This window comes from Actinoplanes sp. NPDC049681, assembly GCF_044465265.1.
Lineage (GTDB): Bacteria > Actinomycetota > Actinomycetes > Mycobacteriales > Micromonosporaceae > Actinoplanes.
On record NZ_JBITLP010000007.1, the window covers coordinates 320713 to 347542 of the forward strand.

A 26830-nucleotide genomic window follows, 5' to 3' on the forward strand; every position below is an offset into this window, starting at 1 on the left:
ATCTCTCTGCGTATCGGATACCGGACAGGCCAACGATCGGAAACCCGGCAATGATTTCCCGGTACGGTCCGCCTTTCCCCCGGAGATCGCATTCATGACTTCTGACCTTGGTACGTCCGCTCGGCAGTCCCTGATCGCCCTGATGGTGCGCGTGACGCCGGTGTCGAATCCGGATCTCCGGAAGAGCTATCGAATGGAGATCGACAAAGCGACCCGGGAGGAACTGACCGCCGCCGGACTGATCATATGGAGAAAGGGCCTGCGTGGCGCCATCTTTCATGAGCTGACGGAACGGGGCTGGATCCGGGCCCGGAAGGAATTCACGTCGCCGCCGCCGGAAAGGGTGTCGAGCGCCTGGTTGCTGCACTACGCCACGTTGCGCCACCTCGGGTCCATGCTGGAGCGCCACGACCAGAAGATCGCGGACGTCTTCGCGGAGACCGATCCCGGGCCCGCGGCCGACGGCGCGACGCCGGCGCCGCGGATGCCCCTCGAGGACCGGATCAAGCAGGCCTATCTCGACCTCGCCGAGACGCCGGGCGACCTGGTCAGCCTGCTCTCGCTGCGCAAGCGGCTCCCCGACGTCGACCGCGCCGAGCTCGATCGCGTGCTCAGGGAGATGGACCGCCGCCGTGATTTGCACCTGGATCCGGATCCCGGCCGCAACGAGCTGTCGCCGGAGGCGCTCGACGCGGTGATCGTGGTCGGGGGAGAGGACAAGCACCTGTTGACGATCGGCCGAGCGTGATCGACGCCGACCAGCGGCGGGCGCTGACGGAGCTGCGCCGCCTCGACTGGGCTCCGACGGCCGAGGACGTCTGGACGTCGCTCGACATCCACCTGGACGCACTGAACGGCGCCGCGGGCGCGGCCGTGCTGCGGGCCTTCGACGACGCGGACGTCAGCCGCCTCACCTGCCCGCTCGGGCTGGTGGTCGAGGGGCAGCACGGCTCGGGAAAGACCCATCTGCTGCGGTGGGCCCGGGAGAAGGTGCAGCTCCGGCACGGCTACTTCTTCCTGATGGGCGTGGCGGACGGCCGGTCCTTCTGGGCCAACATCGTGCACACCTTCCTGCGGGGGCTGCGGCGCGCGGGTTCGTACCGGCATTCCCAGCTCGCGGTCCTGGTGGAGCGGCTGAGCGAGCGGGCCCGGATCCTCCTGGCGTTACGCCAGCAGGTGCGCGGGCAGCAGCCGCTGACGCCCGCCGCGCTCGACACCTTCGTGGCCGAGCTGCGCAACGCCGAGCCGGAGATGGGCCGCGAATGCCGGCACACCCTGCGCGCCCTCGTGCTCCTGGCCTCGTCGGACGACGACATCGCCGACCTCGGGGAGTCGTGGCTGATGTCCCTGCCCGACCTGACCGCGTCCGAGCTGGTGCACTGGGGACTGCCGGCGCGCGTCAAGAACGCCGAGGACGTGGCCGGGGAGATCTCCCGGCTGCTCGCCTGCACGGGGGCGAGCATGCTGGCGGTCGATCAGATCGACGTCATCTTCGCGCAGAGCCGTCCGAACGATCGCACCGGCATAGACGGGGACGCCGTGACCATGGCACTCGCCGCGGATCTCGGCAACGGGCTCATGGATCTGCGCGAAAAACTGTTCCGCACCGTGACGGTCGTGGCCTGCCTGCCGAGATCATGGGAGCTGATCAAGAAACGCGCGGTCATGTCCGTGAGCGACCGTTTCCGGGAGGAAACGCGGCTGCACCGGCTCCCTTCCCAGGAGATCGCCGAAGAGCTGATAGGCGTCCGCTTCGCGCCGTTCTTCGAGGCGGCCGAATTCAAACCGCCCTATCCCACCTGGCCGATACTTCCGGAAGCGTTCGCCGAGGCGCTCGACTACACGCCGCGACAGCTGATCGAGCATGCCGACGAGCACGTGCGGCGCTGCCTGAGCCGGGACGAGGTCGTTCCGCTCGCCGGATTCGGCCAGCACCGCGCCGACGTCCGGCCCGGGACCCCCGCCGTCGAGCCGGGGAAACTGGCGGCCTTCGACGAGCGCTTCGCCCAGCTGCGGGCGGCCGCCGACGTCGAGGGCGCGCTCCGGCCGGCGACGGAGGACGCCGAGATGTCACGCCTGCTGGAGGCCGGGCTGCGGGCATGGACGGTCGAGCAGGGGGAGCGGGCCGGCCGGTACAAGGTGCAGCCCGGCGAGCCGGGGCGGCCCGCGGCGCACGCGTTGCTGCGCGAACTGCTCGACGACGAGACCGAGGACGAGGCGCACTGGTCGTTCCGCGGGCTGTCCCATCTCCACCATCGCGCGGTCCAGGCCCGGATGGAGCGGCTGCGCGGCGTCGTCAACCTCGATCCGGCCGTCAGCAAGCGCCGCGCCGTCGTGCTGCGCAACGAGCCGTGGCCGAACGGGCCCGTGAGCCGCCGGGTCCTGGACGAGTTCCTCGACCTCGGCGGCATGGTCACCGACGTCTCCACGGAGGACCTGCGGACCTTCGCTGCCCTTGCGGAGCTGCTGATCGACGGCGACGCGGCCCTGGCCGACTGTCTGCGGACGCGGCGCCCGGCGAGCCGCACGTCGCTGTTCGCCAAGGTCTTCGGGTCACCCCCCGGCCAGGTGACGCAAGGCCCTGCGAGCATTCCGCTGGGCACGGTCGCCGAGACGCAGGCATCGGTACGCGTACCGCTGGAGTCGCTGCGCAAGCACTCAGTGATCTTCGCGGGCTCCGGATCGGGCAAGACGGTCCTGATCCGCCGGCTCGTCGAGGAGAGCGCCCTGCACGGCGTGTCCGCCATCGTCCTCGACCCGAACAACGATCTGGCACGACTCGGGGACGCCTGGCCCGAGCCGCCGCCGTCCTGGCGCGGTGACGACGCGGCCAAGGCTCAGGAGTACCTCGCCGGCACGGACGTCGTGGTCTGGACACCGCGGCGGGAGGCCGGGCGCCCGCTGAGTCTCCAGCCGTTGCCGGACTTCAGCGCCGTCCTGGACGAGCCGGACGAGTTCGCGCTGGCCCTGGACGCCGCCGTGGCGACCCTGGCCCCGCGGGCCCGGATGGCCGCCGGCACCGCCAAGGCCGATCGGGGGCGCGCCGTGCTGCGCCAGGCGCTGCAGCACTTCGGTCGCCACAATGGCGGCGGCCTGGACGACTTCGTCGAGCTGCTGACCGACCTGCCCGACGAGGCGACGTCCCTGAGCCGGGCCCGTGAGGTGGCCGCCGACATGGCCGAGACCCTCAAGGCCGCCATGGTCAACGATCCGCTGTTCGGCGGCGCCGGCGCGCCCCTCGACCCGGGGGTGCTGCTGACGCCGGCCGAGGGTCGCCGGTCCAGGGTGTCGGTCATCAGCCTCATCGGACTGCCCGGCGACGAGCAGCGGCAGAGCTTCGTCAACCAGCTGCAGATGGCGCTGTTCGCCTGGATCAAGCGGCACCCGGCGGGAAACCGGCCGCTGGGCGGGCTCTTCGTCATGGACGAGGCCCAGAATTTCGCGCCCTCCGGCGCCATGACCGCCTGCACGGAGAGCACGCTCGCGCTGGCCAGCCAGGCCCGCAAGTACGGCCTCGGGCTGGTCTTCGCGACCCAGGCGCCGAAGGGCATCCACAACCGCATCGTCGGCAACGCCGCGACCCAGTTCTACGGCTTCCTGAACAGCCCGACCCAGATCGCGGCGGCGAAGGAGGTGGCGCAGGCCAAGGGCAGCGCGGTGCTCGACATCTCCCGGCTGCGGGCCGGGCAGTTCTACACGGTCACCGAGGGGGCGCCGTTCCGCAAGGTGAACACGCCGATGTGCCTGACCCACCATCCGACCAGCGCGCTCACCGCGGAGGAGGTGCTCGTGCGGGCGCGGCGATGATACGGCTCAGCGGGCGGAGAGCAGGTGGGTGACCCGGGGCGGGCCGTCGGCGAGCGCCTGGGCCCGTTCCTCCGCCGCCCGGTCGGTGCCGGTCAGCCGCCCGGTGTGCTGCCGCCGGTGCTCGTCCCAGCTCGGCACCAGGTACGCCTCGACGAAGCGGTCCGGCTCCTCGCCGTCGCGGAACAGTCCCCAGCGAGCCGCGCCGGTACGGAGCCGGGTGCGGCGTACGGCCTCCATCGCCTCGACGAAGGCCTGCTCGTGGGCCGGGCTGACCGGGTAGGAGACGGTGACCAGGACCGGGCCGTCGTGATCCTCCGGGTCGAGCTCGAGGTGCGGTTCCGGCCAGAACACCGCCGGCTCCTGGTTCATCCCGCTGGTGTCCCGCAGCGGCCACCAGCGCATGGTCAGCACGCCGGCCGCCATCAGCGCTGCCGCCGCCAGATGCGCGACGACCAGCCCGGACGCGTCGGAGAGGGCGCCCCAGGCGAGGGCGCCGGCGGCCTGCGCCCCTGCGAAGATCATCTGGTAGACGGCGAGGCCGCGGGCCCGGACCCAGTTCGGCAGGAACAGCTGCATGGTGGCGTTCACGCTGGAGAGCACCATGACCCAGGCCACCCCGGCCGGCAGCAGCGCCACCACGACGACCGTCTCCGAGCGGGCCGTGCCGAGGGCGACCAGGACCACGGCGAAGACGGCGCCCGCGACGGACAGCAGGCGGTTCACCGACCAGCGGGCGCGGAGGCGGGGGAGGAGCAGTGCGCCCGCCACCGCTCCCACGCCGACCGCGCCGAGCAGGATGCCGTACCCGCCCGAGCCCAGGCCGAGACGGCGGCTGGCAACCAGGGGGAGCAGGGCCCAGAGCGCGCTGCCCGGGACGAGGAACAGCGCCGCGCGCAGCAGGATGCGCCGCACGACCGGAGAGTGGCGCACGTATCGCCCGCCGGCCCGCACCGCAGCACCGAAGCGTTCCGGAGCGTCGGCCATGCCGGCGGCCGGCGGGTGCCAGCGCCACAGCGCCAGGACGAACACGGCGAACGTCAGGGTGTTGAGGCCGAACACGACGCCCGCGCCGGTACGCGCGATGAGGACGCCCGCCACCGCCGGCCCCACGGCCCGGGCCAGGTTCATGCTGATCGCGCCCAGCGCGGACGCCGAGGCGAGCTGAGGGCGCGGCACCAGCTCCGGAATGACGGCCTGCCAGGCCGGAGCGGTCAGCGCCTGCCCCGCGCCCAGCGCGAAGGTCAGCGTCAGCAGCAGCGTCGCGGGCATCCGCCCGGCGAGCGTCAGCACGGTCAGCAGCGTTCCCACGCCGACCAGGAAGCCCTGCACGGCGATGAGCAGCCGTCGCCGGTCGAGGGTGTCGGCCAGCGCCCCGGACGGCAGCGCGAGCAGCACGATGGGCAGGGTGCTGGCCGTCTGCACCACGGCCACCAGCGTGTCGGACCCGGACTGCTCGACCAGCAGCCACTGGGCGCCGACGGTCTGCATCCACGTACCGATGTTGCTCGCCAGCAGCGCCAGCCACAGGCTGCGGTAGGCCGCGATGCGCAAAGGCGCCCAGGCCGACGGTGCAGTGCTCGGGGCGAGGGAGGGTTCGGCGCTCACGCGGTGGGGTGTACCCAGGTCTGACGGGGTCTAGCGCCCGTCAGGGCGTCGTCGTCAGCCGTACGGTGAAGTGCTCGGCGTGCGGGAAGAAGTCCAGGCGGTCGCAGAGCCGGCGGGCCAGCCACAGGCCCAGGCGGTGCCGGGCGGGGTCCGCGTGGTGCTCGGTGTGGTAGCCGGCCAGGGGATCGTCGAAGCCCCGGCCGTGGTCACGAACCGTGCACAACACCTTCCTGCGGCTGCACCAGAGCCGGACCTGCACCGGTGGGCGGCCGTGCTGCAGCGCGTTGCTGGCCACCTCGTTGACGGCGAAGGCCAGATCCTCGGCGTACTCCACCGGCAGGGGGCTGCCGGCGAGCGTCTCCTCCAGCGCGCGGCGCAGCACCTCGAGATCGGTGACGTTGTCCACCGTCAGGGCGGGTCCGGTGGACTCGAGCGGATCCGGCGCCGGCGCGGCGAAGCGGCGCAGATAGTCGCGGGGCTCGAGGTAGTCGGGGTTCCTGCGCCGCGAGCGCGCGGTGATGACGCTGGGATGCGTACGCCGGACCGTGTGCAGCGCCTCGTCCGAGAACTGGCGGACGTTCCAGGGGCAGATCGCCTGCACCGGGTAGCCGGCGAGGACGTCGTTGAAGGCCGCCTCGAAGCGAACCCATTCCCCCCACTGGGAGGGGCGTACGGGGAGGCCCACGTCGCCCGCGAGACGGACGCCCCGGGCTCCGGCCGCCAGGGCCTCCTCCACGGTGTGCTGGAACATGCTCAGCGTGCGCGCCGGTCGCTGGTGCGCGTCGCGGGTGAGGTGGCCGATCCGCGGGTCGTCGCCCAGCGCGTACGCGATGGGTGCGCCGTTCCTGCCGGCGTCGACCACGACCGCCGCCTCGCCGTTCGCCAGGCCTTGGCGCAGGAACGGCACGGTCACGGTGAGCAGCTCCTCAGTGGTGTCGAAGAACAGGACGTCGTGGGCAAAGGGACCGGGCATCACCGTTCGCTCCCCCGTCCCCCTGCGCTTATCGACACGTCGAGCCGCAGCAGCTTGATCATCCTGGCCACGGCCGGCTGCGGGGAGATCAGGACCAGCCGTCCGCCCCGCTCGCGCAGGTCCGTGCTGCCCTGTGCCAGCGCCCGCCACCCCGCGGCGCTGATCAGCGCCAGGGCCTCGACATCGAGGTACAGCACCGCGGATGCGGCCAGCGCGGCCGCGACGGCCGTGCTCAGGACGCCTCGCAGGAGCCGCTCGTTGGTGAAGTCCGCCTGCCCGGCCACCACCACCGTACGGTCGCGCCGCCGAAGTTCGAGATACCGGTGGCGGGCATGGGGATGCCAGACCGCGAAGTCCCGTATCTGCTCGTCGGTCAGGTCGTCCTCCCGGTACGGGCAGAGCACGGTAGCCGGGTACCGGAGGCACACGTCGTTGAGTATCTGCTCCGAGGCCGCGTACTCCTGCTCGGAAAGCGAGGCCCCGATACCGGCGACGACCCGGACCGCGGGGTATCCGCGCTGCAGAGCCCCGCGCACCGCGGCAGCCAGGTCGCCGGGCCGCAGGTACAACTCGGACGGCAACGCCAGCAGATCTCCGCGGGCGGTCGCCGTCGTGACGTCCACACCACGTTCGTCGAGGATGTCGGGCAGCGGGGGAGCGGACCCGCCGGCGTCCACCGGGTAGAGGATCTTCTCGCCGGCCCGCAGACCGCGCCTTACCCAGTCGCCGATCCAGGCCCGGTCCGGGCCGTACAGCAGCATCACATGGCGAGCGGCGCCGAGTCCGGCCACGGTGGAATCCCACCCCTCACGAAGGCCTGTCACCCAGCGTCCCGCACACGGTCGTTTCCTTACAAGGACGAATCCTTCTATGGTGGAAAAAAGGCATTGCGAGCGGGGGCCGACCGGAAGGTGCGCCTCATGATGCGATTGTCCGCCGCCGACGTGTCGGTGCTGGACGAGATCGCCGGGATCGCGCTGGCGCCCGGCAGCGCCGTGGAGCGTGCGGAAGCGCTGCTGGCGCCGCTGCGGCGGATCGCGCCGTGCGACGCGGCGTTCATCACGGCCTTCGACCCGGAGCGCCGGATGCAGACGCCGCTGCTGCGCCATGGCTACACCCCTGCGGTCATGCGGGCCCTCGACGGACCTCAGCTCAGTGAGGACCTCGAGCAGGCCGGTCTGCTGGGCCCCTGTCCACCCGTACGGATAGGCGACCTGCCCGTGCCGGCCGAGACTTTGCCGACGTGGTCGCAGCACATGTATCCGGCGGGGATCCGCCAGTGCCTGAGCAGCGGTCTCTTCACCCGCGACGGCCGGTATCTGGGCGTCGTGACGATGAACAGCGCCGACCCGCGGCCCGCCGCCGAGCAGGCCCGGGGCGTGCTGGGCCGTGCCGTGCCGTGGATCGCGCATGCGATCGACCCGCTGCGTACGGTCAGCGCCATCGCCCGGCTGGTGGGCGACGCCGTCGCCGGAGTGGTGCTGACCCGCGGCGGTGCGATCGTGCCGCTGACCGGGCTGCCCGATGATCCCCTACTGGCGCCCGGCTCACCGTTGATGGTCGCCGTGGCCGCCCGTTCGGTCGCCGGGCATCCCCTGCTCACGTTCCTGTGCCCGGACGACCGCGCGGAGTCCGGGTTGGTGCGGGTCAGCATGCTCGTCTGTCCACCCCATCCTCCCGGCCACCTGCGCCGGGTGGTCCTGCTGTCACCGGTGCGGCACACCCACGGGCTCACCCGCTACGAACTGCACCTGCTCGGCCTGCTCGTCGAGGGGTGGGCCCTGGAGGGGATGGCCGCGGCGCTGTCGGTCGGCGTACGCGTGCTGGCGGGCCAGCTCGAGCTCCTCCTGGCCAAGCTCGGCGCGGCCACCCGGCACCTGGCCGCGGCCCGGGCGCTGCGCCGGGGCCTTTACATACCCGCCGAACTCACGCTTCCGCAGGAGCGCGATTCCCGATGAGTGCGATCTCACCGCCGGCGCAACGCCTCATCAGCGAGGTGAACACGATCGGTTCCCGTCCGGGCCCCATCGCCGCCCGCGCCGAGGAAGTGCTCGACGTGCTGCATCGGCTCACGCATTTCGACGCCGCCCGGATCGCCCTCTTCGACGTGCCCCGCCGGCGGCAGACGAGCCTGGCCGGTCGTGGCTACCCCGAGCGGGCGCGGGAGTATCTCGCCGGGCCGGCAGCCGTACGCGAGGCGGAGCGGCTGGGCCTGCACCGCGACCCGCCACCGATGCGGATCAAGGATCTGCCCGTCCCCGCCCAGGAGAGCCGGCTGTGGGCGGAGTACCTGTACCCGGCCGGGCTCCGGGAGGGCGTCATCGTCCCGCTGGTCACCTCGGACGGTCGTTACCTCGGCTTCTGCACCACGCTGAGCGCGGACGCCGAGCCCGTGGACGACGCCACCTACGCCGTGCTGAGCCGGCTCCGGCGGCCCATCGCCCATGCCCTCGACCCGATGCGTACGGTGGCCGGCCTCGCCGCCCTCGTGGACGACGCGATCGCCGGTGTCGTGCTCACCCATCGCGGCGACACGATCGCCCTTCCGGGGCTGCCCGGCCACCGCCTGCTGGCCGCGGGCTCGCCGATCCTGGCCGAGGCCCGGACGTCGTACGACGAGGGCGACACGCGCGCCACCTTCCTCACCCCCACGGGTGCCGCGAAACCGCCGGGCTACCTCAGGGTCACGATGCTGGCCTGCCCCGACCAGCCGCCGTACGAGCTCACCGCCGTGGTGCTGCTGCGTCCCGCCGGCGACCTGCGCCACCTGTGCCATCGCGAGATGACGATCCTCGGCCTGCTGATCAGCGGCTGTGCCGTCACGGAGATCGCCGTCCGGCTGGGCATCCCGGTCCGGTCGGTGCGGACGGCCCTCGACCAGGCACGGATGAAGCTCGGCGCCGGCAGCAGCGCCGCGGCGGTCATGCGCGCCGCAGATCATGGCCTCTACCTGCCGCCCGTCCTCGCCCGAGTCGCGTGAGCCGAACTCGTACGCAAGTGCGTTCTTGTTCCTGTCGGGAACCCGACTGAGGATCGATTGCTGTGAGCGTCACAACCACCCCGAAGGTGCCGCCGGACCCGACCGGCGCCGCCACTCCGATCGAGTTCGCCCGCCGCCTGCGCGCCCTGATGGATGCCTGCCGCAGGTCCCTCGACAGCGTGGCCCTGCGCAGCCGCGACGCCGGGACACCGATCTCGCGCGCCACGGTGCACAACCTGGTCACCGCCCGGAGCGTGCCCCGGCGGGATTCGCTGGTGGCCTTCCTGCGCGGCTGCGGGATTCCGCCGCGGGAACAGATCCGGTGGCTGACCGCCTTCGACGCGGTCTACCCCGACCAGCGCCGCGGCGCCGTGCCGCAGCGTGCCTGCGCCGACGAGCGGCGACAGGGGTCACGGCCGGCGGCGTGACCGGGGACCTCTCTCACCCCGGTCACGCCGCCTACCCGTGGCTCAGGAAAGGGCCTTGGACTCCCCGTGCACGCCGAGGAAGGACAGGCTCTTCGAGGCGGTCGTGCCCTTGGGCACGGCGTGCCACCAGAGGCGGATACCCCAGCGGTCGTACAGCTCGATCCTGGTGGTGTCCGCCTTGTCACGTCGGTGAAGACGGCGCCGAAGCCCTGACCGTGCGGGCTGAAGGCGCCGAAGACGTTCGGGTACGGGGCGTGGCTTCCCGGGGTGCTGCCGTTGCCGGGCTCGCCCAGCGGCGAGCGGTAGGCGTCGACCGTGGGCTGCAGACCCGCCGCATCGGCGGCAGCGCCCTCGATCTGGGTGACGGTCGGCGCGGCGGCGGCCTGGGCGGCCGGCTGCACGCCCGCCTCCGCCGATATCCCACTCACTCTATGGGAAATGTATGTGACGTGGGTCACAAAGTGGCTGACGTGGGCGGATCGGGATGTTTACGTTGCTGGCATGAACCGGAGCAAGCGTCTCACCCGACGCCGCTTCGTCGACTACCTCCGGGTGTGTAGCTGCACCTGTTGAGTCGCCGGGCGAGCACAGCGGATCCCCGCCCGACCTTTCTCGCATGACGACGCCGCGAGCCGGCGCGATCAACCCTGCCCTCCTCCGGTGGCGACGCCGCCACCCGGGCCGATGACACCTACCCGCAGCAAGGAGCTCTCCCATGAAGCTGACCAGAGCCGCCGTGGCGGCCGCCCTGGCCGCCGGCCTCGCCGCGGCCGCATTGTCCGGATGCGGGTCCGGCGCCGCCGGCGCCGCCAAGAACGTCAAGGAACTGCGATATCAGGGCTGGGTGGGCCAGGTGACGCCGCCCGAGCTCGCCGAGGATCTCGGCTACCTGGGCGACGTCAAGCTCAAGTGGATCGGCAACACGATCAGCGGCCCGCAGGACATCCAGGCCGCGACCACCGGCGACATCGACTTCGGCGGAGCCTTCAACGGCGCGATCGTCAAACTGAAGGCGGGCAAGGCGCCGATCACCGCCGTGATCGGCTACTACGGGTCGGACAAGGACACCTACAACGGCTTCTACGTCCGCTCCGACAGCCCGATCAAGACGGCCAGGGACCTCATCGGCAAGAAGATCGGGGTCAACACGCTGGGCGCCCACGCCGAGGCCGTCACGAAGACGTACCTGAGCCGCAACGGGCTCACGCCGGAGGAGATCAAGCAGGTCGAGCTGATCGTGGTGCCGCCGGTCAACACCGAGCAGTCGCTGCGCCAGGGCCAGATCGACGTCGCCTCGCTCAGCGGGACGCTGCGCGACAAGGCTCTGGAGCGTGGCGGCATCCGGCCGCTCTACACCGACTACGACCTGCTCGGGGCGTTCACCGGCGGCAGTTACGTGCTGCGCGACGACTTCCTGAAGAAGAACCCCGAGACCGTGCACACCTTCGTCACCGGGGTGGCCAAGGCCATCGAGTGGTCGCGGACGCAGCCGCGGGACGTGGTCATCGCCCGGTTCCGCGACATCCTCGCCAAGCGCGGGCGCAACGAGGACGACAGCCAGCTGAAGTTCTGGAAGAGCTACGGCGTCGCCGGCAAGGGCGGCACCATCACCGACAAGGACTTCTCCACCTGGATCGAGTGGCTGAGCAGCACCGGTGAGCTCAAGAACAAGGACCTCAAGCCCTCCGACCTGTACACCAACCAGTACAACGACCTGGCCTCGGGCGGTGCGGCCCGATGAGCGACGCCAAGATCCGGTTCCGGAACGTGAGCAAGAGCTTCCAGGCCCGCGGCACCACCGTCACGGCGCTGCAGGACATCGACCTCGACGTCCGGGCGGGCGAGTTCCTGGTCATCGTCGGCCCGAGCGGCTGCGGCAAGTCGACCCTGCTGGACCTGCTCGGCGGCCTGACCCGGGCCAGCAGCGGGCGGATCCTGGTCGACGGCGCCGAGGTCACCGGCCCCGGCCTGGACCGCGGCGTCGTCTTCCAGCAGTACGCCCTGCTGCCCTGGCGTACGGCACAGGGCAACGTGGAGTTCGGCCTCGAGGCCAAGCACGTGCCCCGCCGCGAGCGCGCCGGCCGGGCCCGCGAATACCTGGACCTCGTCGGGCTCGCCGGCTTCCACGACCGGTACCCCCACGAGCTGTCGGGCGGCATGAAGCAGCGGGTGGCGATCGCTCGCAGCCTGGCCTTCGACCCCGACGTGCTGCTGATGGACGAGCCGTTCGCCGCCCTGGACGCGCAGACCCGCGACGGCCTGCAGGACGAGCTGCTGCGGATCTGGGAGAAGACCGGCAAGACGGTCGTGTTCATCACGCACGGCATCGACGAGGCCGTGTACCTCGGGCAGCGGGTCGCGGTGATGACCTCGCGCCCGGGCCGGATCAAGCAGGTCGTGGACATCCCGCTCACCGCCCGCTCGGCCACCGAGGACCTGCGCTCCGACCCCCGGTTCGCCCACCACCGGCACGAGATCTGGACCCTGCTGCGCGACGAGGTCCGGAAGGCGCGCAGCGCCGAACTCGGCCTGGCCCACAAGAAGGAGACCACCCGTGTCTAGCGTCGTGCTGCCCGTGCCACGTGAGATCGTCACGACCCCGCGCGTACCCGTGCTGCGCGCCGTCGGCGCGGTCGTGACCCGGACCGTCGCGATCGCCGCGCTGGCGGTGGTGTGGGAGATCCTTCCGCGGCTCGGCGTCGTCGACGCGACGTTCCTGCCGCCGCTGTCCGAGGTGCTGGTCGCCTGGTGGCAGCTCGTGCAGTCGGGCGAGCTGTGGAACCACGTGCAGGCCAGCCTGAGCCGCTCCCTCGCCGGCTTCGGCCTGGCGATCGTCGCGGCCATCCCGCTGGGCCTGCTCATCGGCTGGTACCGGCCGGTGGCCAACCTGCTCAACCCGCTGCTCGAGGTGTTCCGCAACACCGCGGCGCTGGCGATCCTGCCGGTGTTCGTCCTCATCCTCGGGCTGGGCGAGACCTCGAAGATCGCGATCATCTTCTACGCCTGCGCCTGGCCCGTGCTGCTCAACACGATCAGCGGCGTACGGACCGTCGACCCGCTGCTGATCAAGTCGGCGCGCTCGCTCGACCTGGGGGCGCTGCGGCTGTTCCAGAAGGTGGTGCTGCCGGCCGCCGTACCGACGATCTTCACCGGGATCCGGCTGGCCGGCGCGTACTCGATCCTGATCCTCATCGCCGCCGAGATGGTCGGCGCCAAGGCCGGCCTCGGTTATCTCATCAACTACGCCCAGTACAACTTCGCCGTGCCCGACATGTACGCGGGGATCATCACGATCTCCGGCATCGGCCTGCTGGTCAACCAGCTGCTCGTGCTCATCGAGCGCCGCTTCTCCACCTGGCGTACCGCCTGACCGGAAGGAAGAGACCATGACCATCCGCCGAATCGGTGGCCGCATCGGTGCCGAGATCGAGGGCCTCGACCTCTCCCGGCCGCTCGACGACACGCTGAGAAACGAGCTCAACCAGGCCCTCGTCGAGCACAAGGTGCTCGTCTTCCGCGGCCAGGACCTCGACGACGAGGCGCACCTGCGCTTCGCCGCGGCGTTCGGGCCGCTGACCACCGCCCACCCGACCGTTCCCTCGGTGCACGGGCAGGCGAACATCCTGCCGGTGCAGGGCGGCGAGGGCGCCCGCGCCAACTCGTGGCACACCGACGTGACGTTCGTGCTCCGGCCGCCGAAGGCCACCACGTTGCGCAGCCTGGTGATCCCGCCGTACGGGGGCGACACCCTGTTCGCCAACACCGCCGCCGCCTACGCCGACCTGCCCGAGCACCTGCGCCTGCTCGCCGACCGGTTGTGGGCCGTGCACACCAACGACCACGACTACGCCGAGCACCCCCAGTTCCGTACGGAAGAAGTGGAGGAATACCACAAGGTGTTCGTTTCCCAGCGCTACCGCACCGCGCATCCGGTGGTCCGCATCCACCCCGAGTCGGGCACGCCGAACCTGTTCATCGGCGGCTTCGCGAGCAGCCTCATCGGGCTGTCCAGGACCGAGTCGCGGGACGTCCTGCGGCTGCTGCAGGCGTACGTGACCCGCCCGGAGAACACGCTGCGCCACCACTGGGCGGTCGGCGACGTCGTCGTCTTCGACAACCGCGCCTCCCAGCACTACGCCGCCGACGACTACGGCGACCTGCCCCGCAAGCTGCACCGGGTGACCGTCGCGGGCGACGTGCCCGTCGGCGCGGACGGCGGCAAGAGCCACGTCCTCGAGGGCGGCGACGCGGCCCACTACACCCCGCAGGCGGCGTGATGACCCGGCCCGGACACCTGCACCTCAACGCGTTCCTCATGGGCGTCGGCCACCACGAGGCCGCCTGGCGCCTGCCGGAGAGCGACCCGTACGCCGCCGCCGACGTCGAGCACTACAAGAACCTGGCCCGCATCGCCGAGCGCGGCAAGCTCGACTCGTTGTTCCTCGCCGACGGGCCCGTGCTGTGGGACCAGGTCGAGCGCCGCCCGTCCGGCGTCCTGGAACCGACGGTCCTGCTGACCGCGCTGGCCGGGGCCACCGAGCGGATCGGACTCATCGCCACCGCCTCCACCACCTACAACGAGCCCTACAACCTGGCCCGGCGATTCGCGTCGCTGGACGTCGTCAGCGGCGGCCGGGCCGGCTGGAACATCGTCACCACCGCGGGGCTCGACGCCGCCCGCAACTTCAACCTGGACCACCTGCCCGCGCACCGCGAGCGCTACGAGCGGGCCGCCGAGTTCGTCGACGTCTCCCTGAAGCTGTGGGACTCGTGGGACGACGAGGCCGTCATCGCCGACAAGGAGCGCGGGATCTGGGGCGACGGCGGCAAGATCTACCCTCCGGCGTACGAGGGCAGCTACTACCGCGTGGCCGGGGCGCTCAACGTGCCCCGGACCCCGCAGGGTCACCCGCTGCTGGTGCAGGCGGGTTCCTCGGAGAACGGACGGAACTTCGCGGCCCGCTACGCGGAGGCGGTGTTCACGGCACACCAGACGCTCGCCGACGCCCAGGAGTTCTACGACGACCTGAAGCGCCGCGCCGCCGAGCACGGCCGCGACCCGGACGGGGTGAAGATCCTGCCCGGCATCGTGCCGCTGATCGGGGCCACCGAGGCCGAGGCTCGCGAGCTCGACGCCGAGCTCAACCGGCTGATCCGGCCCGAGTTCGCGCTGCCCGGCCTCGCCGAGCTGCTCGGCGTCGACCTCGCCGAGCTGCGCCTGGACGAGGAACTGCCGGCGCACCTGCCCGAGGAGGACGAGATCGAGGGCGCCAAGAGCCGGCGCACGCTGGTGGTCAACCTGGGCCGCCGCGAGCGGCTCACCGTCCGCCAGATCATCGCCCGGCTCGGCGGCGGGCGGGGGCATCTCACCTTCGCCGGTACGCCGGCACAGGTCGCCGACGCGCTTCTGCACTGGTACGACGCCGGCGCGGCCGACGGCTTCAACATCATGCCGCCGGTGCTGCCGTCCTCGCTGGAGCGTTTCGTCGACGAGGTGGTGCCGATCCTGCAGGAGCGGGACCGGTTCCGCACCGAGTACACCGGACGGACGCTGCGCGAGCACTACGGCCTGCCGCGTCCGGCGAACCGCAACACGGCTGACCGCAGTCCCGTGGTCCTGCCGTGACGCGGGTGCGGGGCGGGGGCTGTTCTGGGCGGCCTCTGCCCCGCACCGCCGCCTACGCGGTGCTGCAGTCGCTGGTGGTGCCCGCGCTCGCGTCTTCCCGCGAGAGCTGGGCTCCACCCCACGCCGCTGCTCGGCCGGCTCGCCGCCATGAGCGCCGGATCGGCGGTGTCGGCGGCGGCCGGCGGCCTCGGCCCGATGGTCGCCGGGCGGGCCGTGCAGGGCCCCAGCGGCGCGGTGTTCCCGCTGTGCATGGCCGCCGCAACGCTGCGCGCCGTACGCATCCCGAAGTCGTCCGCCCGGATATCCGACAACGCCGCCGCCCGCCGCGGTGCCGCGCACTACCTTGAATCGGCATGACGGCGGACTCCCCGAAGCTGCTCGCGTGGATCACCCAGCTGCTGGGGCTGGGCCTGGTGATCATGGGAACCGGGCTGGTCTACGTCCTGATCGTCATCTGGCCGGCCGTGACCGCCACCGGCCCCGGCGCGGCCCATCGGGTCCACCTCTTCGGCGTCGTCACCCTCGAGCTGGTGCCCGACGCGGCCCTGCTCCTGCTCGTGGTGGTGAGCAGTGCCCTGGGCGGCTTCGTCCACGCCGCGACCTCGTTCGCGACGTACGTGGGCAACCGGGCGCTGACGCTGAGCTGGGTGTGGTGGTACCTGCTGCGGATCTTCATCGGTGGCGCCCTCGCCGTCATCTTCTACCTGGCCGTCCGCGGTGGGTTCCTGGCTGCTCAGGCCGACTCGGGCGACGTCAATCCGTACGGCATGGCGGCCCTCGCGGGCCTGGTCGGACTCTTCTCCAAGCAGGCCACCGACAAGCTGGAGGAGGTTTTCACGACGCTGTTCCGCGTCCAGGACCGCAAGGGCGACGCGCTGCGCAAGGACAAAGTGGCGCTGCCGGTGCCGCGGCTGGTCGCCGTGGAACCGGCCAGCGTGCCGATCCGTGCCACCGCGGTGCTGCGGCTGCTCGGCGAGGGTTTCGCCGAGGAGTCCACCGCCCGCGTGACCCGGGCCGGCGGGCGCGGCGACGTTCCCGCCGAGCAGCGCGTGGTGAGCGACACCGCCATGGAGCTGACGATCGACGAGCGGGCCCTCGACGAGGGCGGCACGCTCGAGCTCGTGGTCGTCAACCCGGCGCCGGGCGGCGGGACGTCCAACGCGATCGTCATCCAGGTGGAGGACGTCGAATCGGGGACGTTTCCCGCGCTGCTCGGGCGGCTGCGTCGCCGCCGGCGGTAGGGCGGGCACGACCCGCGTCAGTGCGCGTGGTGGAAGACCTCGACGACGGAGATGGGCATCCGGCCGTGCCCCGTCAGCTCGTAGCCGATCCGGTTCGCCCACTCCCGGATCGCGTGGTGCTGGTCCTGGCCGGGCCCGGCGCGGCGCCTCGTCCGTCCCTGGTTCCGGCCGGGACCGATGCGGGTCGCGGCGGACAGGTACGGCTGCAGCGCCGTGCGCAGGTGGCCGGCGTTCTGGTCGGAGAGGTCGATGGTGTAGGTCATGCCGTCGAGGCCGAACTCGACCGTACGGTCGGCGCTGCCGCCGTCGATGTCATCGGTCAGCACGGTGGTGAGGTGCCTGGCCATGCGGAGATCTCCTGGAGCTGGCGATGGGGTTCTGCATACGTGCCTCCGGTGCTCCGAGCGCGACGCCCCCGATAACCTGCCGTGGCGTTCGGAGCGGTGGATCGCCCGTGATGCAGATCGCTGCGTATCCATTCTCGTGGCTATTTCGACAGCCTTCACAATTGCGGTTTCCTCCTGAAGGCGTGATTGAGCCTAGGAGGGGCCCCGGAGGGTGTCAAGTGCATTGGACGCCACAGTGGACGTGGCACAGTGGTTGCTGCGCCAGGGTTTTCCGGAAGGAAGGCACAGTCCTTAATAGAATGCATTCAACAGCGTGACATCCGCGACGCCATTTGTGGTGTAGCAGACAATTGTGGGACGTGAGGCGGTGGCGGTGGTATGAAGAGCTGATCATCGAAGGGCCGTACACTGACCGGAGTCAATGACGTCGCCCACGAGAGGACCTTCTCGACGATGGCTTTCCCGCAAGAGCTGGTTCTGATGGCGGTGCATGCCCACCCCGGGCCGGAGTCCACCAACACCGGCGGCATCCTCGCGCACTACGCGCGGCAGGGTGTGCGTGTCGTCCTGATCACCTGCACGAACGGGGAGCACCGCGCCGGGCCGGCGGCCGATGGAGGTCGCGTCGCGGAGCTCCGCAGCGCCTGCGCGCACCTGGGCGTCTCCGACCTCGAGCTGCTCGGCTACCACGACTCCGGGATGACGGACGAGCGCCGGCCCGACGCCTTCCGCGACGTTCCCGTCGACGACGTCGCCGCCCGGATCGGCGCGCTCATCGGCCGGTACAAGCCGCAGGTGGTGGTCACGTACGACCCCGAGGGGCGGTATCACCCGGACCATGCCCACGCCGCGGCCGCGACCCACCGGGCCGTGGCCGCCACCGGCATCCCGGCCAAGGCGTACGGCGTGGCCCTGGGCGCCTCCTACTGGAGGGGGATCCACGACGCGGCGGTGCAGGCCGGGCTGGGGGACTCCTTCGCCGAGCCCGAGTCCAGCGCCGAGGCCGAGCGCGTGGACGAGCGGACCACCACGACCGTCGACGTGGCCGGCGTCCTCGACCGCAAGCAGGCTGCCATCCTCGCGCACGCCAGCCAGGTCGGGGGCACCTGGATGGAGCGGCTCTTCGCCAAGGAGCTGCCCGCGGTGCTCGCCCGCGAGTCCTACATCCGCACCTGGGACCGCAGCGGGGCGCCGCTGCCCGAGCGCGACCTGTTCGCCGGCGTCCGGGGGGAGGGCTGACGTGATGACCGGCACCCCCGCCGGCGACACCTCCGGTGTCTGGCTGGCCAGCACGGTGATCAGGCTCCTGGAGCAACGGTACGGGCGCGGCCGTGTCCCCTCCGTACGCGTTCTGGCCCGGCACATGAAGGACGCCAACGGCGGCGACGCCATCTCGCACGGCCACATGCACAACATCCTCAGCGGTGACGCCGTGAACATCACGGACCGGACGAGAGCCGTGCTCGCCCGGTTCCTCGGTGTGCCGCCGTCCGTCCTGATGCCGGCGGTGGAGCCCGCCGGTGAGACGGACGTCGAGACGCTCGCGATGCGCTTCTCCTCACTGCGCCCCGAGGAGCTGGACGCGATCGAGAAGGCCATCCACATGGTCAAGGAGCGTGACGGACAGCGCGACACCACCGACCGAGGGTGAGCCGGCGATGCCCCCGGGGGCGGAGAACGGAGAGGGCTTTGACGTCCAAGTACACGCGCGCGATCGCCGGCAGGCTCGTCGCCCGGCTTCCGGACCTGCCGAAGCCCTGGGACATCGAGACGCTCTGCCGGGACATCGCCGAGGCGCGCGGCCGGCCGCTCACGGTGCACGCGGTCCGGCTCCGGGGCCTGCCCTCGGGCCTGTGGTACGACGACGGCACCCACGACCGGATCATCCATCGTGCCTCGGCCACCGGCTACTACCGGGACCACATCATCCTGCACGAGATATGCCACCTCCTCGCCGGCCACGGCACTGCGCGACGTGACATGGCGCGGGTGTGCAACAGCATCGAGGAGGAGATCGCCGAGACGTTCGCGTCGATGGTGCTGAAGGCGGCGGGCCAGCTGCCCCCGCCCGACCTGAGTGCGACGGAACGACGCGCCGAGGAACTGCTCGGAGCCTTCCGTGCGTGACGTGCCCGGCTGGGTGGAGAGCCTGCGCGGCGTCCTCCTCGTCATCGTGTGGACGGTGCTGGTCCTCCGCCTGCCCGCGCTCCGGCGGCGGCAGCAGCGCCCGGCGTGGGTCGTGCTGCTGTGCCTGGCCCTCGGCTCGGTGGTCATCCAGGCCGGTGTCGCCCGGTGGATCGACGGCACGGGGGTGGCGCACCTGAGCGACCTCGTGGTGTCCCTGGTGGCGCTGACCGACTTCGCGGCCGTCTGGTGGTTCGCCCTGCACCTGCACCGGGCCGCTCACCCCGGATCCGGACGACCCCTGCGCGCCCCGCTGATCGCGGCCGCCACGATGGCCGTCATCGCCGTCGTGCTGTTCCTCCTCACCCCGGACGCCGACCGATACGGCAAGCAGGCCCACGGTTGGTGGATCCCTTACGCCATCGCCTGGATCGGGTACGGGGCGACGACGGCGATCGGGGCTTCGGCCATCTTCTGGCGCACCGCCCGGTCGATGCGCAGCCCGATCCTGCGGTTCAGCATGATCGCCCTGGCCCTGGGCGTCGGTGCAGAGCTGCCGTACCTCGTGATCAGGGCCGTCCGATGGTTCGTGCCGGACACGCCCGCCGGCCTGGCCGTGGCGGGTTTCTGGTTCTCCTTCACGCGATTCGTCGTGGTGGCCCTGGCCTGTTCCGTCGCCGCGCTCGAACCGATGCGCAGGGCCCTCGTCTACCGGGCGCGCCGGCAGCGCCTGTACCCCCTGTGGCTGCTGCTCAGGAGGGCGACGCCGGAGCTGGTCCTGCACGAGCCGCGGTCGCGACCGGCCGACCTGCTGAGCTCCGGCGACAGCTGGGAGCTGCTGCACCAACGGGTCGTCGAGATCCGTGACAGCATCACCTTCCTGCACGACGGCTGGGCCACGCCGCGCCTGCTCCGCGAGGCCGCCGAGTACGCCGCCGAGGTGGCGGAACCCGGCCGGGAACGCCTTGTCGCCGTCGCCTGCTGGATCGAGGCGACCCGCCGGGAGGCGCGGACCGGTGCGCGCCGGGCCGATCAGGAGCCGGGGCAGGAGTTGCTGCCCGACGTACGCGCCACCACGTCGACCATGCGCCGCGAGGTGAGTCAGCTGGTGAAGCTGCACCGCCACCTGACCTCGCGGGCCGTGCAGGACTTCGCGGACCGGCAGGAGAGCAGTTCCGCCAGCTCGGTGCCGTAAACCGATCGACACTCGTCGTTAATGGTCCGGTGGTGATTCCTCGGACCTTCCAGATACGCATGTCGCCATCTGGACTTTCGTCTGGACCAAGGGTGACGCGGCTGTCACGGTGAGGAAATTCTGCGACCGCCGGCCGATGTGCGGATCACGAGCACACAGGGACTCCGGGCACAGAACAAAAACCCCATTCGTGCTCCGAGGAGGCTGAAGCCGTGACCGTCAATCACCGGCGCCTGACCTGCATCACACCGCCCTACATTCTTCAGAGTCTGCTCGAGAGCGACGACGCCGAGATCCGGCGCGCCGCGCTGGCCACGCTGGTGTCGACCGCCCAGCTCCGCGGCGAACGGGGGGTCCGGTCCCTGCTCGCCGGGGCTGCCGGCGCCCCGGTCGCGGGACGCCGGACGATCTTCGACTGCCGTACCGGCATCGTCCTGCAGCTGGCGACGCTCGCCCGCAGCGAGGGCGGCCAGGCGGTCGCGGACGAATCCGTCAACCGCGCATACGACGGATTCGGGGTCACCCGGGATTTCCTGCGCGACGTGTTCGAACGGGACTCCATCGACGGCCGCGGCATGCGGCTGCACGGTTACGTCCACCGGGGACTGCGTTACAACAATGCTTTCTGGGACGGAAGTGAAATGGTCTTCGGCGACGGAGACGGACGCGTTTTCAGCGATTTCACCGGGTCCCTGGACGTCATCGCGCACGAACTGACGCACGGTGTCACCGAGTTCACCGCCGCGTGGGAGTACCACGAGCAGTCCGGCGCCCTGAACGAGTCCATGTCCGACGTCTTCGGCTCGATGGTCAAGCAGTGGGCGCTCAAGCAGAGCGCCGCGGAGGCCGACTGGCTCATCGGGTCCGACGTGTTCACCCCGGGCATCGAGGCCGACGCCCTGCGCTCGATGAAGGCCCCCGGCACGGCCTTCGACAACCGGTTGTTCGGCAAGGACCCGCAGCCGGCGCACATGAACGACTACGTCGAGCTGCCCGACACCGAGGAGGGCGACTTCGGCGGGGTGCACATCAACTCCGGCATCCCGAACAAGGCCTTCTACCTGGTCGCGACCGCGATCGGCGGCAACTCCTGGGACGCCGCCGGACACATCTGGTACGAGTCGCTCAAGGCCTCGACCGCCCGCGCCCAGTTCGCCGACTTCGCCGGCATCACCTACCGCAAGGCGGGCGAGCTGTGCGGTGCGGGAAGCGCCGAACAGCAGGCGGTCGCGAACGCCTGGGAGGCCGTGGGCGTCGCGATCAGCGCACCGCCCGCCACGCCGGGCGACGGCACCGGGTCCACGACGGCGATCTCCGAGCAGCTCGAGGGCCTCACCGCCCAGGTACAGGCCCTCGCCGCCGAGGTGCAGGCGCTGGCGGGCAGGCGCTGAGTGAGGGTGACCCTGCAGGAGCACGGCGGCCTGGCGGCGGCGATCAACCGGGTCGCTGCCGTACGGGTCGCCGACACCCGCCTGCTGCTGCCGGAGCAGGCGGAGGAGCTGGCCCGGCTGACGGACGCGGCGCTCGGCACGGACGCCGCCCCGCCGGCCGGGCCCGCCGCGGCTCGGGATGCCATGTCCTACACCGTCACCGTCGAGGACGCCGGGACGACCCGGGTGCTGACCGGCTCCGACACCGACGCGTCCCCGCAGTTCGCCCACCTGGTCCGGTTCCTGCAGGACCACGCCATCTGAGGCCAGGTATCTCGGCGCCGGGAACCCGCCTCGTGACAGTACGAGGAAGGAAGTGAACTCCCGTGGCCGCACCGACGATGACGCCGTCCCGCATTCTGCGGACCTCACCCCGTACCGTCCAGGACGAGAACCGATGGGCACCACCCGCCGCGGCGCCGTGCTGGTTGATCCGCAACGAGACGCCGCGCCCCATCTGGCTGGAGAACGACGGGCGGGTGCTCAGCCTCGCCCCGCACGAGGAGAGCATCTGGCACGCCGGACCGGCGCTGCTCGAGGCGTTCCCGCAGCTGACCCGGCTGGAGGAACGCCATCAGGTCACCCTGTGCCGCAAGCCGGACGCGCCGGAGACCGACCCGCAGATGGCCGCCGCCGTCCGCATCAGCATGATCATCGGTGCGTGCTGGCTGGCCGCCTGGTGGCCCCTGCCGCTCTGGTGGTGGGTACGCCTGGGCGCGGCGCTGGCGATCGGCTGCGGGGTGTGGTTCCTCGCGCTGCTGACCCAGCCCGCCCGCAGAGGGCGCAAGCGCAGTGCGGCGCTGACCCGGGGCACGGGACGGCAGGTGCGCCGCTGGACCTGGTACAACTTCACGATGGTCATGGTGGTGGCCATCGGGATCCTCGTACCCGCGGTCATCCTCTATCTCGCCACCGACCTGCACGACGTGGTCACCTTCTGGCCCGACGGGTTCGCCGTCGACTTCTCCCAGCCGCTGGTGATCGTCGGCCGCCTGATGCAGCTCACGTTCATCTCGGTGGCGACCCTCATGCCGGCGCTGATGTACTTCCAGTTCGACGCCGAACGGCTCGGCACGTTGCGGCACCGCTGGATCCAGAACGTGTTCCGGCTCGACCCAACCGTCTTCACCATGGCCGACGTCAAGGCCAAGTACGAGCGCCAGCTCGAGGAGGCGTACGGCGGCGACGACGGCCGCGGGCGGCTCACCCGCGGCCGCCGCTCCCCGATCATCGTCACCACGGTGATCCTCGCCTTCGGCTGGCTGCTGATCATGCTGCGCGCCGGCGACCGGGTGCAGCTCGGCCCGGGGGAGAGCCTGTCCTTCCTGGGCCTGCTCGACCCGGACCAGTCGCTGGTCACGTTCGCGTTCCTGGGCGCGTACTTCTTCGCCCTGAACCTGATCCGGTCCGGCTACATGCGCGCGGACCTGCGGCCCAAGACGTACACGACGATCGCGGTGCGCATCCTCGTCGTCGTCGTGCTGGCCTGGCTGATCGAAGCCGTCTCCGACGCCGGTGACAAGTCCCAGCCGCTCTTCCTGATCGCCTTCGCCGCCGGCTTCGTGCCCGACCGGGTCCTGCACCTGCTGTGGGAGAAGGTGCTGCCGAAGATGACCAACCTGCTCAACCTCGACCAGCAGCAGCCCCTCACCGAGATCGAGGGCATCGACCTGTACGAGCGCACCCGGCTCTCCGAGGAAGGCATCACCAACGTCGAGGCCCTGGCCCACCACGACCTGCTCGACCTCTTCTTCAAGACCCGCATCCAGGCCGCCCGCCTCGTCGACTGGGTGGACCAGGCGATCCTGGCGATGTACCTCAACGGCGTCCAGGAGGACGAGGAAGCACCCAGCCATCCCAACGCCGCACTGCGCACCGCGCTGCGCACGGTCGGCATCCGCACAGCGAGCGACCTCGTGCAGTTCGTGTGCCGGGCGTCCGGCGACACCGAGCAGGCATGCCACCGCAGAGTCGACGAACTCACGGAAACGCTGGACCCGCTCCTGCCGGACACCGACGCGGCGACGATCCGGCGGCGGATCCGGGTGCTGAGCGAGGCGCTGAACCACAGTGAGTGGATGGGCCGCATCGAGAACTGGCGGTACAGCGACCTCATCGAGGCCGATCCCGAGAAGCGGCTCTACATCGGCGACAACGGCGACCTGCGTCCCGGCGACCCCCGGCGCAGCGGGGTCCGGTGCCTGCACCGGGGGAGCGGGTGGGTCGTCAAGCCCGAGCAGGCCTGACTCCCTTCCTCATCCGGCGCCGCGACAGGCGCGCAGCTGCCGGCGGACCCGATGACGGTCGAGGCGGCGCTCCGCATGCCGGTAGTGGTACCACTCCCGGCCGCCGTCGTCCGTCCGGAGCCGATCGAAGGAAGCGGTCGAGGTCCAGTGGCACCGGCCCGGATGCGGGGAGGCGCTCTCCGCGGTGATCTTCGCCGGGAGGGCGCACGGACCTGCGCGGTGGTCGTGCGCGGGGATGCAGGTGGTCATCGGCGCGTCGGCGATCCGGACCCATCGGGGCCGGGTGGTGTCGGTTCTGCTCATACGGGCGCCTTCCGGCTCCGTGACGGCCCTCGGCGGGGCCGTCGTCAGACCGGGTGCACTGTGATCACCTGAATCGGGGAATGACATTCCGTTCGACGATAGCGGTCAGGACAAGGCGCGAACCGCCGCCGGTCCGTCGGAGCCGAGCGCCCGGGCGGCCACGGCGGCGGCCCGGGCCCGGTCGGTGGCTCGTACGGCCTCCTTGACCGCCGGGATCAGCGGGGGCGCCACGCTCAGCTCCCGCACCCCGAGCCCGGCCAGCAGCGGCACCGCGGTCTCGTCGGCGGCCAGCTCACCGCAGACCGAAACGGAAACCCGGTCGCCCGCGCCGCGGCAGACCGCGTCGATCAGCCGCAGGACGCCCGGGTCGAGGCCGTCCGCCAGGGTGGCGAGGGCCGGGTTGCCCCGTTCGGCGGCCAGGGCGTACTGCGTCAGGTCGTTGGTGCCGATGCTGAGGAAGTCGACGTGGGGAGCGAGGGCCGCCGCTTTCAGAGCGGCTGCGGGCACCTCCACCATGATGCCCACCCGCAGGCCGGGACGAGCGCTTCCGCCGGCGAGCGACATCGCCTCGCCGAGCATCCTGCGCGCCGCCACCACTTCGTCCACTGTGCTCACCATCGGGAACATCACGTCCACGGGTACGTCGTGAGCCACGCGCACGATGGCGAGCAGTTGGGCCGCGAGCAGTGCCGGGTGGGCCAGGGAGTGGCGGATGCCCCGTACCCCCAGGAAGGGGTTGTCCTCCGCGGCGGCCGGCGCGTAGGGCAGGGGCTTGTCCCCGCCGACGTCGAGCGTGCGGATCCTGAGCCGCCGGCCGTCCAGGGCGGCGGCGATCTGCCGGTAGACCGCTTCCTGCTCGTCGGCGTCGGGCGCAGTGTCGCGGCCCAGGAAGAGGAATTCGGTACGGATCAGGCCGGCCAGGTCGGCACCGCTCGTGGCCGCCGAGTCGGCGTCCGCCACCGAGCCCACGTTGGCACCCACCGCGATCGGCACGCCGTCCCGGGTCACCGCCGGTTCGGCGGCGCGGGCCAGGGCACGGCGGCGGCGTGACGCCTGGGCGACCGCTCGTTCGCGCAGGGCGGCGAGCACCGGCTCGGACGGATCCACGACGACCTCGCCGGTGGCGCCGTCCAGGGCCACCGGGGTGCCCTCGGGTATGTCGAGCAGCGCGGGGCCCACAGCGACGACGGCCGGGATGCCGCGGGTGCGGGCCAGGATCGCGCCGTGCGAGGTGGGGCTGCCGGAGGCGAGCAGGATCCCGGTGATGCGCGCGGGGTCGAGAGCCGCCGCGTCCGCCGGGGACAGGTCCGCCGCGATGAGCACTCCCTCGTCGGGCATCGCCGTTGCCGGGACGCCGAGCAGGGTGCGGAGGACCTGCGTGCCCACCGAGCGCACGTCGGTCGCCCGAGCCTGAAGGTACGCGTCCGGCAGCGCGTCGAACTCTGCCGCGATCCGTGCGGTGGCGTCGGCCCATGCCCGCGGCGCGGGGGAGCCGCCCTCGATACGCGACCGGACGTCATCGAGCAGGTCGGCGTCGTCGAGCAGCAGCAGGTGGGCGTCGAAGATCCCCGCATGGTCGTCGGTGGTGCCGGCGCGGATCCGGAGCAGGTCCTGCCGCGCCGTCGAGAGCGCGTCCTCGATCCGCTGCCACTCGGCGCCCGGCCCGCGGGACGGCACGTCGGGAATCTCGGGTTCGGCCGTGCTCGCGTGCCGGGCGGGACCGTGGCCGATGCCCGGCGACGCCGGCCGGCCGGCGCCGGGGGCGACCGGTGCGGGCGCCGTCGCGGGTGGAGGTGGCGAGGCGCCTGTTTCGTCGAAGGACCGGGCGGCGAGGGCGACGACGGCCTCGACGGCTGCGGCTGCCTGCGGGCCCGACGCGCGTACGCCGATCTCGTGTCCCTGCAGGACGCCGAGGGTGGCGAGGCGCGACAGGCTCGCCGCCGGCACCCAGGCGGAGCCGGTGGTGGCGTTGCGGAGCTCCACCGTCGCGTCGAACGACCGGACCTGGGTCACGAGCCGGGCCGCCGGGCGGGCGTGCAGGCCGTGCGGGTTGACGACCGTCACCGTCGCCGAGGGGCCCGGCCCGGACGGTGGCGCGCTTGCCGGGCCCGGTGGTGGCGCGCCGAGGTGGGACTGCTTGCCGCTCAGGGCCCCGGCGGCCTCCTCCGCGACCTCCTGCCGGGTCGCCCCGCCTGCCGCCGCGACCGTGGCGGCGATCAAGCCCTCCACCAGCGGGGCCGGCGTCAGCACCACCCGGTCGCGGACGCCGTCCTCCAGGAGGTCCAGGGCCAGCTCGGCGGAGAGCACCGCGCTGCCCAGGTCCATCAGGACCACGACGCCGTCACCGTGATCGGCGGCGGTCACGGCCTCCGTGATGGCGACCGCGTCCGTGCCGAACGTGGTCTCGTCCAGGCCGGCCGCCACCTCGAGGGGCACCGGCCGGTCCGGGACCATCTCCGCCGCGAGGGCCGCGGCGGCGCGGGCGAGCGCGCGGCTGTGGCTGACGACGACCAGGCCGACCATCC

25 protein-coding genes are annotated in these 26830 nt (G+C 71.7%); 19 read left to right on the top strand and 6 right to left on the bottom strand.

What is annotated here, in order from left to right; genetic code table 11:
- Window positions 1–193: 193 nt before the first annotated feature.
- Together ACIBO8_RS26520 and ACIBO8_RS26525 are read left to right on the top strand one after the other, a co-directional pair.
- Entirely contained in the window at window positions 194–748 is a 555-nt protein-coding gene (locus ACIBO8_RS26520; protein WP_396118003.1) for a hypothetical protein, read from the top strand.
- Window positions 745–3807: a helicase HerA domain-containing protein gene (locus ACIBO8_RS26525; RefSeq protein ID WP_396118004.1), complete on the top strand. Its 3063-nt coding sequence runs from the start codon at window positions 745–747 to the stop codon at window positions 3805–3807. Before ACIBO8_RS26520 ends, ACIBO8_RS26525 begins: the two co-directional genes overlap by 4 nt.
- 6 nt (window positions 3808–3813) lie before the next feature.
- Here ACIBO8_RS26525 and ACIBO8_RS26530 read toward each other — a convergent pair whose 3' ends face one another.
- From ACIBO8_RS26530 to ACIBO8_RS26540, 3 genes are read right to left on the bottom strand one after another with little or no spacing between them, the layout of a single operon-like run.
- A complete protein-coding gene (locus tag ACIBO8_RS26530) occupies window positions 3814–5412 on the bottom strand; it encodes an MFS transporter (RefSeq protein WP_396118005.1) in 1599 nt (532 codons plus the stop codon).
- Window positions 5413–5452: 40 nt separating this feature from the next.
- Window positions 5453–6385 (bottom strand): anti-sigma factor RsbA family regulatory protein, encoded by a 933-nt coding sequence (locus ACIBO8_RS26535; protein ID WP_396118006.1) that lies wholly within the window; start codon window positions 6383–6385, stop codon window positions 5453–5455.
- Window positions 6385–7209, bottom strand: a complete 825-nt coding sequence (locus tag ACIBO8_RS26540; RefSeq protein WP_396118007.1) for an MEDS domain-containing protein — start codon at window positions 7207–7209, stop codon at window positions 6385–6387. The genes ACIBO8_RS26535 and ACIBO8_RS26540 overlap by 1 nt, the downstream gene beginning before the upstream one ends.
- Window positions 7210–7305: 96 nt before the next feature.
- Between ACIBO8_RS26540 and ACIBO8_RS26545 the strand changes: the two genes are divergently transcribed.
- The 10 genes from ACIBO8_RS26545 (at window position 7306) to ACIBO8_RS26590 (ending at window position 16660) form a co-directional block, all read left to right on the top strand.
- Window positions 7306–8343, top strand: coding sequence for a hypothetical protein (locus tag ACIBO8_RS26545; RefSeq protein WP_396118008.1), 1038 nt, complete (start codon window positions 7306–7308; stop codon window positions 8341–8343).
- On the top strand, window positions 8340–9365 hold the full coding sequence (locus ACIBO8_RS26550) for a LuxR C-terminal-related transcriptional regulator (protein WP_396118009.1): 1026 nt from the start codon (window positions 8340–8342) through the stop codon (window positions 9363–9365). Before ACIBO8_RS26545 ends, ACIBO8_RS26550 begins: the two co-directional genes overlap by 4 nt.
- Window positions 9366–9427: 62 nt before the next feature.
- Complete coding sequence (locus ACIBO8_RS26555; protein WP_396118010.1) at window positions 9428–9793, top strand: helix-turn-helix domain-containing protein; 366 nt, start codon at window positions 9428–9430, stop codon at window positions 9791–9793.
- Window positions 9794–10508: 715 nt separating this feature from the next.
- Window positions 10509–11534, top strand: coding sequence for an ABC transporter substrate-binding protein (locus ACIBO8_RS26560; protein ID WP_396118011.1), 1026 nt, complete (start codon window positions 10509–10511; stop codon window positions 11532–11534).
- Window positions 11531–12355, top strand: coding sequence for an ABC transporter ATP-binding protein (locus ACIBO8_RS26565; RefSeq protein WP_396118012.1), 825 nt, complete (start codon window positions 11531–11533; stop codon window positions 12353–12355). The genes ACIBO8_RS26560 and ACIBO8_RS26565 overlap by 4 nt, the downstream gene beginning before the upstream one ends.
- The gene (locus tag ACIBO8_RS26570; RefSeq protein ID WP_396118013.1) at window positions 12348–13163 is read left to right on the top strand and encodes an ABC transporter permease; all 816 of its coding nucleotides are present in this window, start codon (window positions 12348–12350) and stop codon (window positions 13161–13163) included. Before ACIBO8_RS26565 ends, ACIBO8_RS26570 begins: the two co-directional genes overlap by 8 nt.
- 16 nt (window positions 13164–13179) lie before the next feature.
- Window positions 13180–14070, top strand: coding sequence for a TauD/TfdA dioxygenase family protein (locus ACIBO8_RS26575; RefSeq protein ID WP_396118014.1), 891 nt, complete (start codon window positions 13180–13182; stop codon window positions 14068–14070).
- Window positions 14070–15419 (top strand): LLM class flavin-dependent oxidoreductase, encoded by a 1350-nt coding sequence (locus ACIBO8_RS26580; protein ID WP_396118015.1) that lies wholly within the window; start codon window positions 14070–14072, stop codon window positions 15417–15419. The genes ACIBO8_RS26575 and ACIBO8_RS26580 overlap by 1 nt, the downstream gene beginning before the upstream one ends.
- A 147-nt stretch (window positions 15420–15566) precedes the next feature.
- A complete protein-coding gene (locus ACIBO8_RS26585) occupies window positions 15567–15776 on the top strand; it encodes a hypothetical protein (protein WP_396118016.1) in 210 nt (69 codons plus the stop codon).
- Window positions 15773–16660, top strand: coding sequence for an IPT/TIG domain-containing protein (locus ACIBO8_RS26590; RefSeq protein ID WP_396118017.1), 888 nt, complete (start codon window positions 15773–15775; stop codon window positions 16658–16660). Before ACIBO8_RS26585 ends, ACIBO8_RS26590 begins: the two co-directional genes overlap by 4 nt.
- Before the next feature lie 17 nt (window positions 16661–16677).
- On the opposite strand, the gene ACIBO8_RS26595 is transcribed toward ACIBO8_RS26590, so the two are convergent.
- A complete protein-coding gene (locus tag ACIBO8_RS26595) occupies window positions 16678–17007 on the bottom strand; it encodes an Lsr2 family protein (protein WP_396118018.1) in 330 nt (109 codons plus the stop codon).
- 453 nt (window positions 17008–17460) lie between these two features.
- On the opposite strand from ACIBO8_RS26595, the gene ACIBO8_RS26600 reads away from it, so the two are divergent.
- From ACIBO8_RS26600 to ACIBO8_RS26630, 7 genes are all read left to right on the top strand, one after another.
- A complete protein-coding gene (locus ACIBO8_RS26600) occupies window positions 17461–18246 on the top strand; it encodes a PIG-L family deacetylase (RefSeq protein ID WP_396118019.1) in 786 nt (261 codons plus the stop codon).
- Between the two features lie 4 nt (window positions 18247–18250).
- Window positions 18251–18658 (top strand): hypothetical protein, encoded by a 408-nt coding sequence (locus ACIBO8_RS26605; protein WP_396118020.1) that lies wholly within the window; start codon window positions 18251–18253, stop codon window positions 18656–18658.
- A 38-nt stretch (window positions 18659–18696) separates the two neighbouring features.
- Window positions 18697–19134 carry a hypothetical protein gene (locus tag ACIBO8_RS26610; protein WP_396118021.1) on the top strand — a complete coding sequence of 146 codons (438 nt, stop codon included), beginning with the start codon at window positions 18697–18699 and terminating at the stop codon, window positions 19132–19134.
- Window positions 19127–20326 carry an MAB_1171c family putative transporter gene (locus tag ACIBO8_RS26615; protein WP_396118022.1) on the top strand — a complete coding sequence of 400 codons (1200 nt, stop codon included), beginning with the start codon at window positions 19127–19129 and terminating at the stop codon, window positions 20324–20326. Before ACIBO8_RS26610 ends, ACIBO8_RS26615 begins: the two co-directional genes overlap by 8 nt.
- Window positions 20327–20538: 212 nt before the next feature.
- Complete coding sequence (locus tag ACIBO8_RS26620; protein WP_396118023.1) at window positions 20539–21717, top strand: M4 family metallopeptidase; 1179 nt, start codon at window positions 20539–20541, stop codon at window positions 21715–21717.
- On the top strand, window positions 21718–22020 hold the full coding sequence (locus ACIBO8_RS26625; RefSeq protein WP_396118024.1) for a protealysin inhibitor emfourin: 303 nt from the start codon (window positions 21718–21720) through the stop codon (window positions 22018–22020).
- Between the two features lie 62 nt (window positions 22021–22082).
- Window positions 22083–24002, top strand: coding sequence for a hypothetical protein (locus ACIBO8_RS26630; RefSeq protein ID WP_396118025.1), 1920 nt, complete (start codon window positions 22083–22085; stop codon window positions 24000–24002).
- A 9-nt stretch (window positions 24003–24011) separates the two neighbouring features.
- Here ACIBO8_RS26630 and ACIBO8_RS26635 read toward each other — a convergent pair whose 3' ends face one another.
- The gene (locus tag ACIBO8_RS26635; protein WP_396118026.1) at window positions 24012–24305 is read right to left on the bottom strand and encodes a hypothetical protein; all 294 of its coding nucleotides are present in this window, start codon (window positions 24303–24305) and stop codon (window positions 24012–24014) included.
- 105 nt (window positions 24306–24410) lie between these two features.
- Window positions 24411–26828: a phosphoenolpyruvate--protein phosphotransferase gene (ptsP, locus tag ACIBO8_RS26640; protein ID WP_396118027.1), complete on the bottom strand. Its 2418-nt coding sequence runs from the start codon at window positions 26826–26828 to the stop codon at window positions 24411–24413.
- Between the last annotated feature and the right edge of the window lie 2 nt (window positions 26829–26830).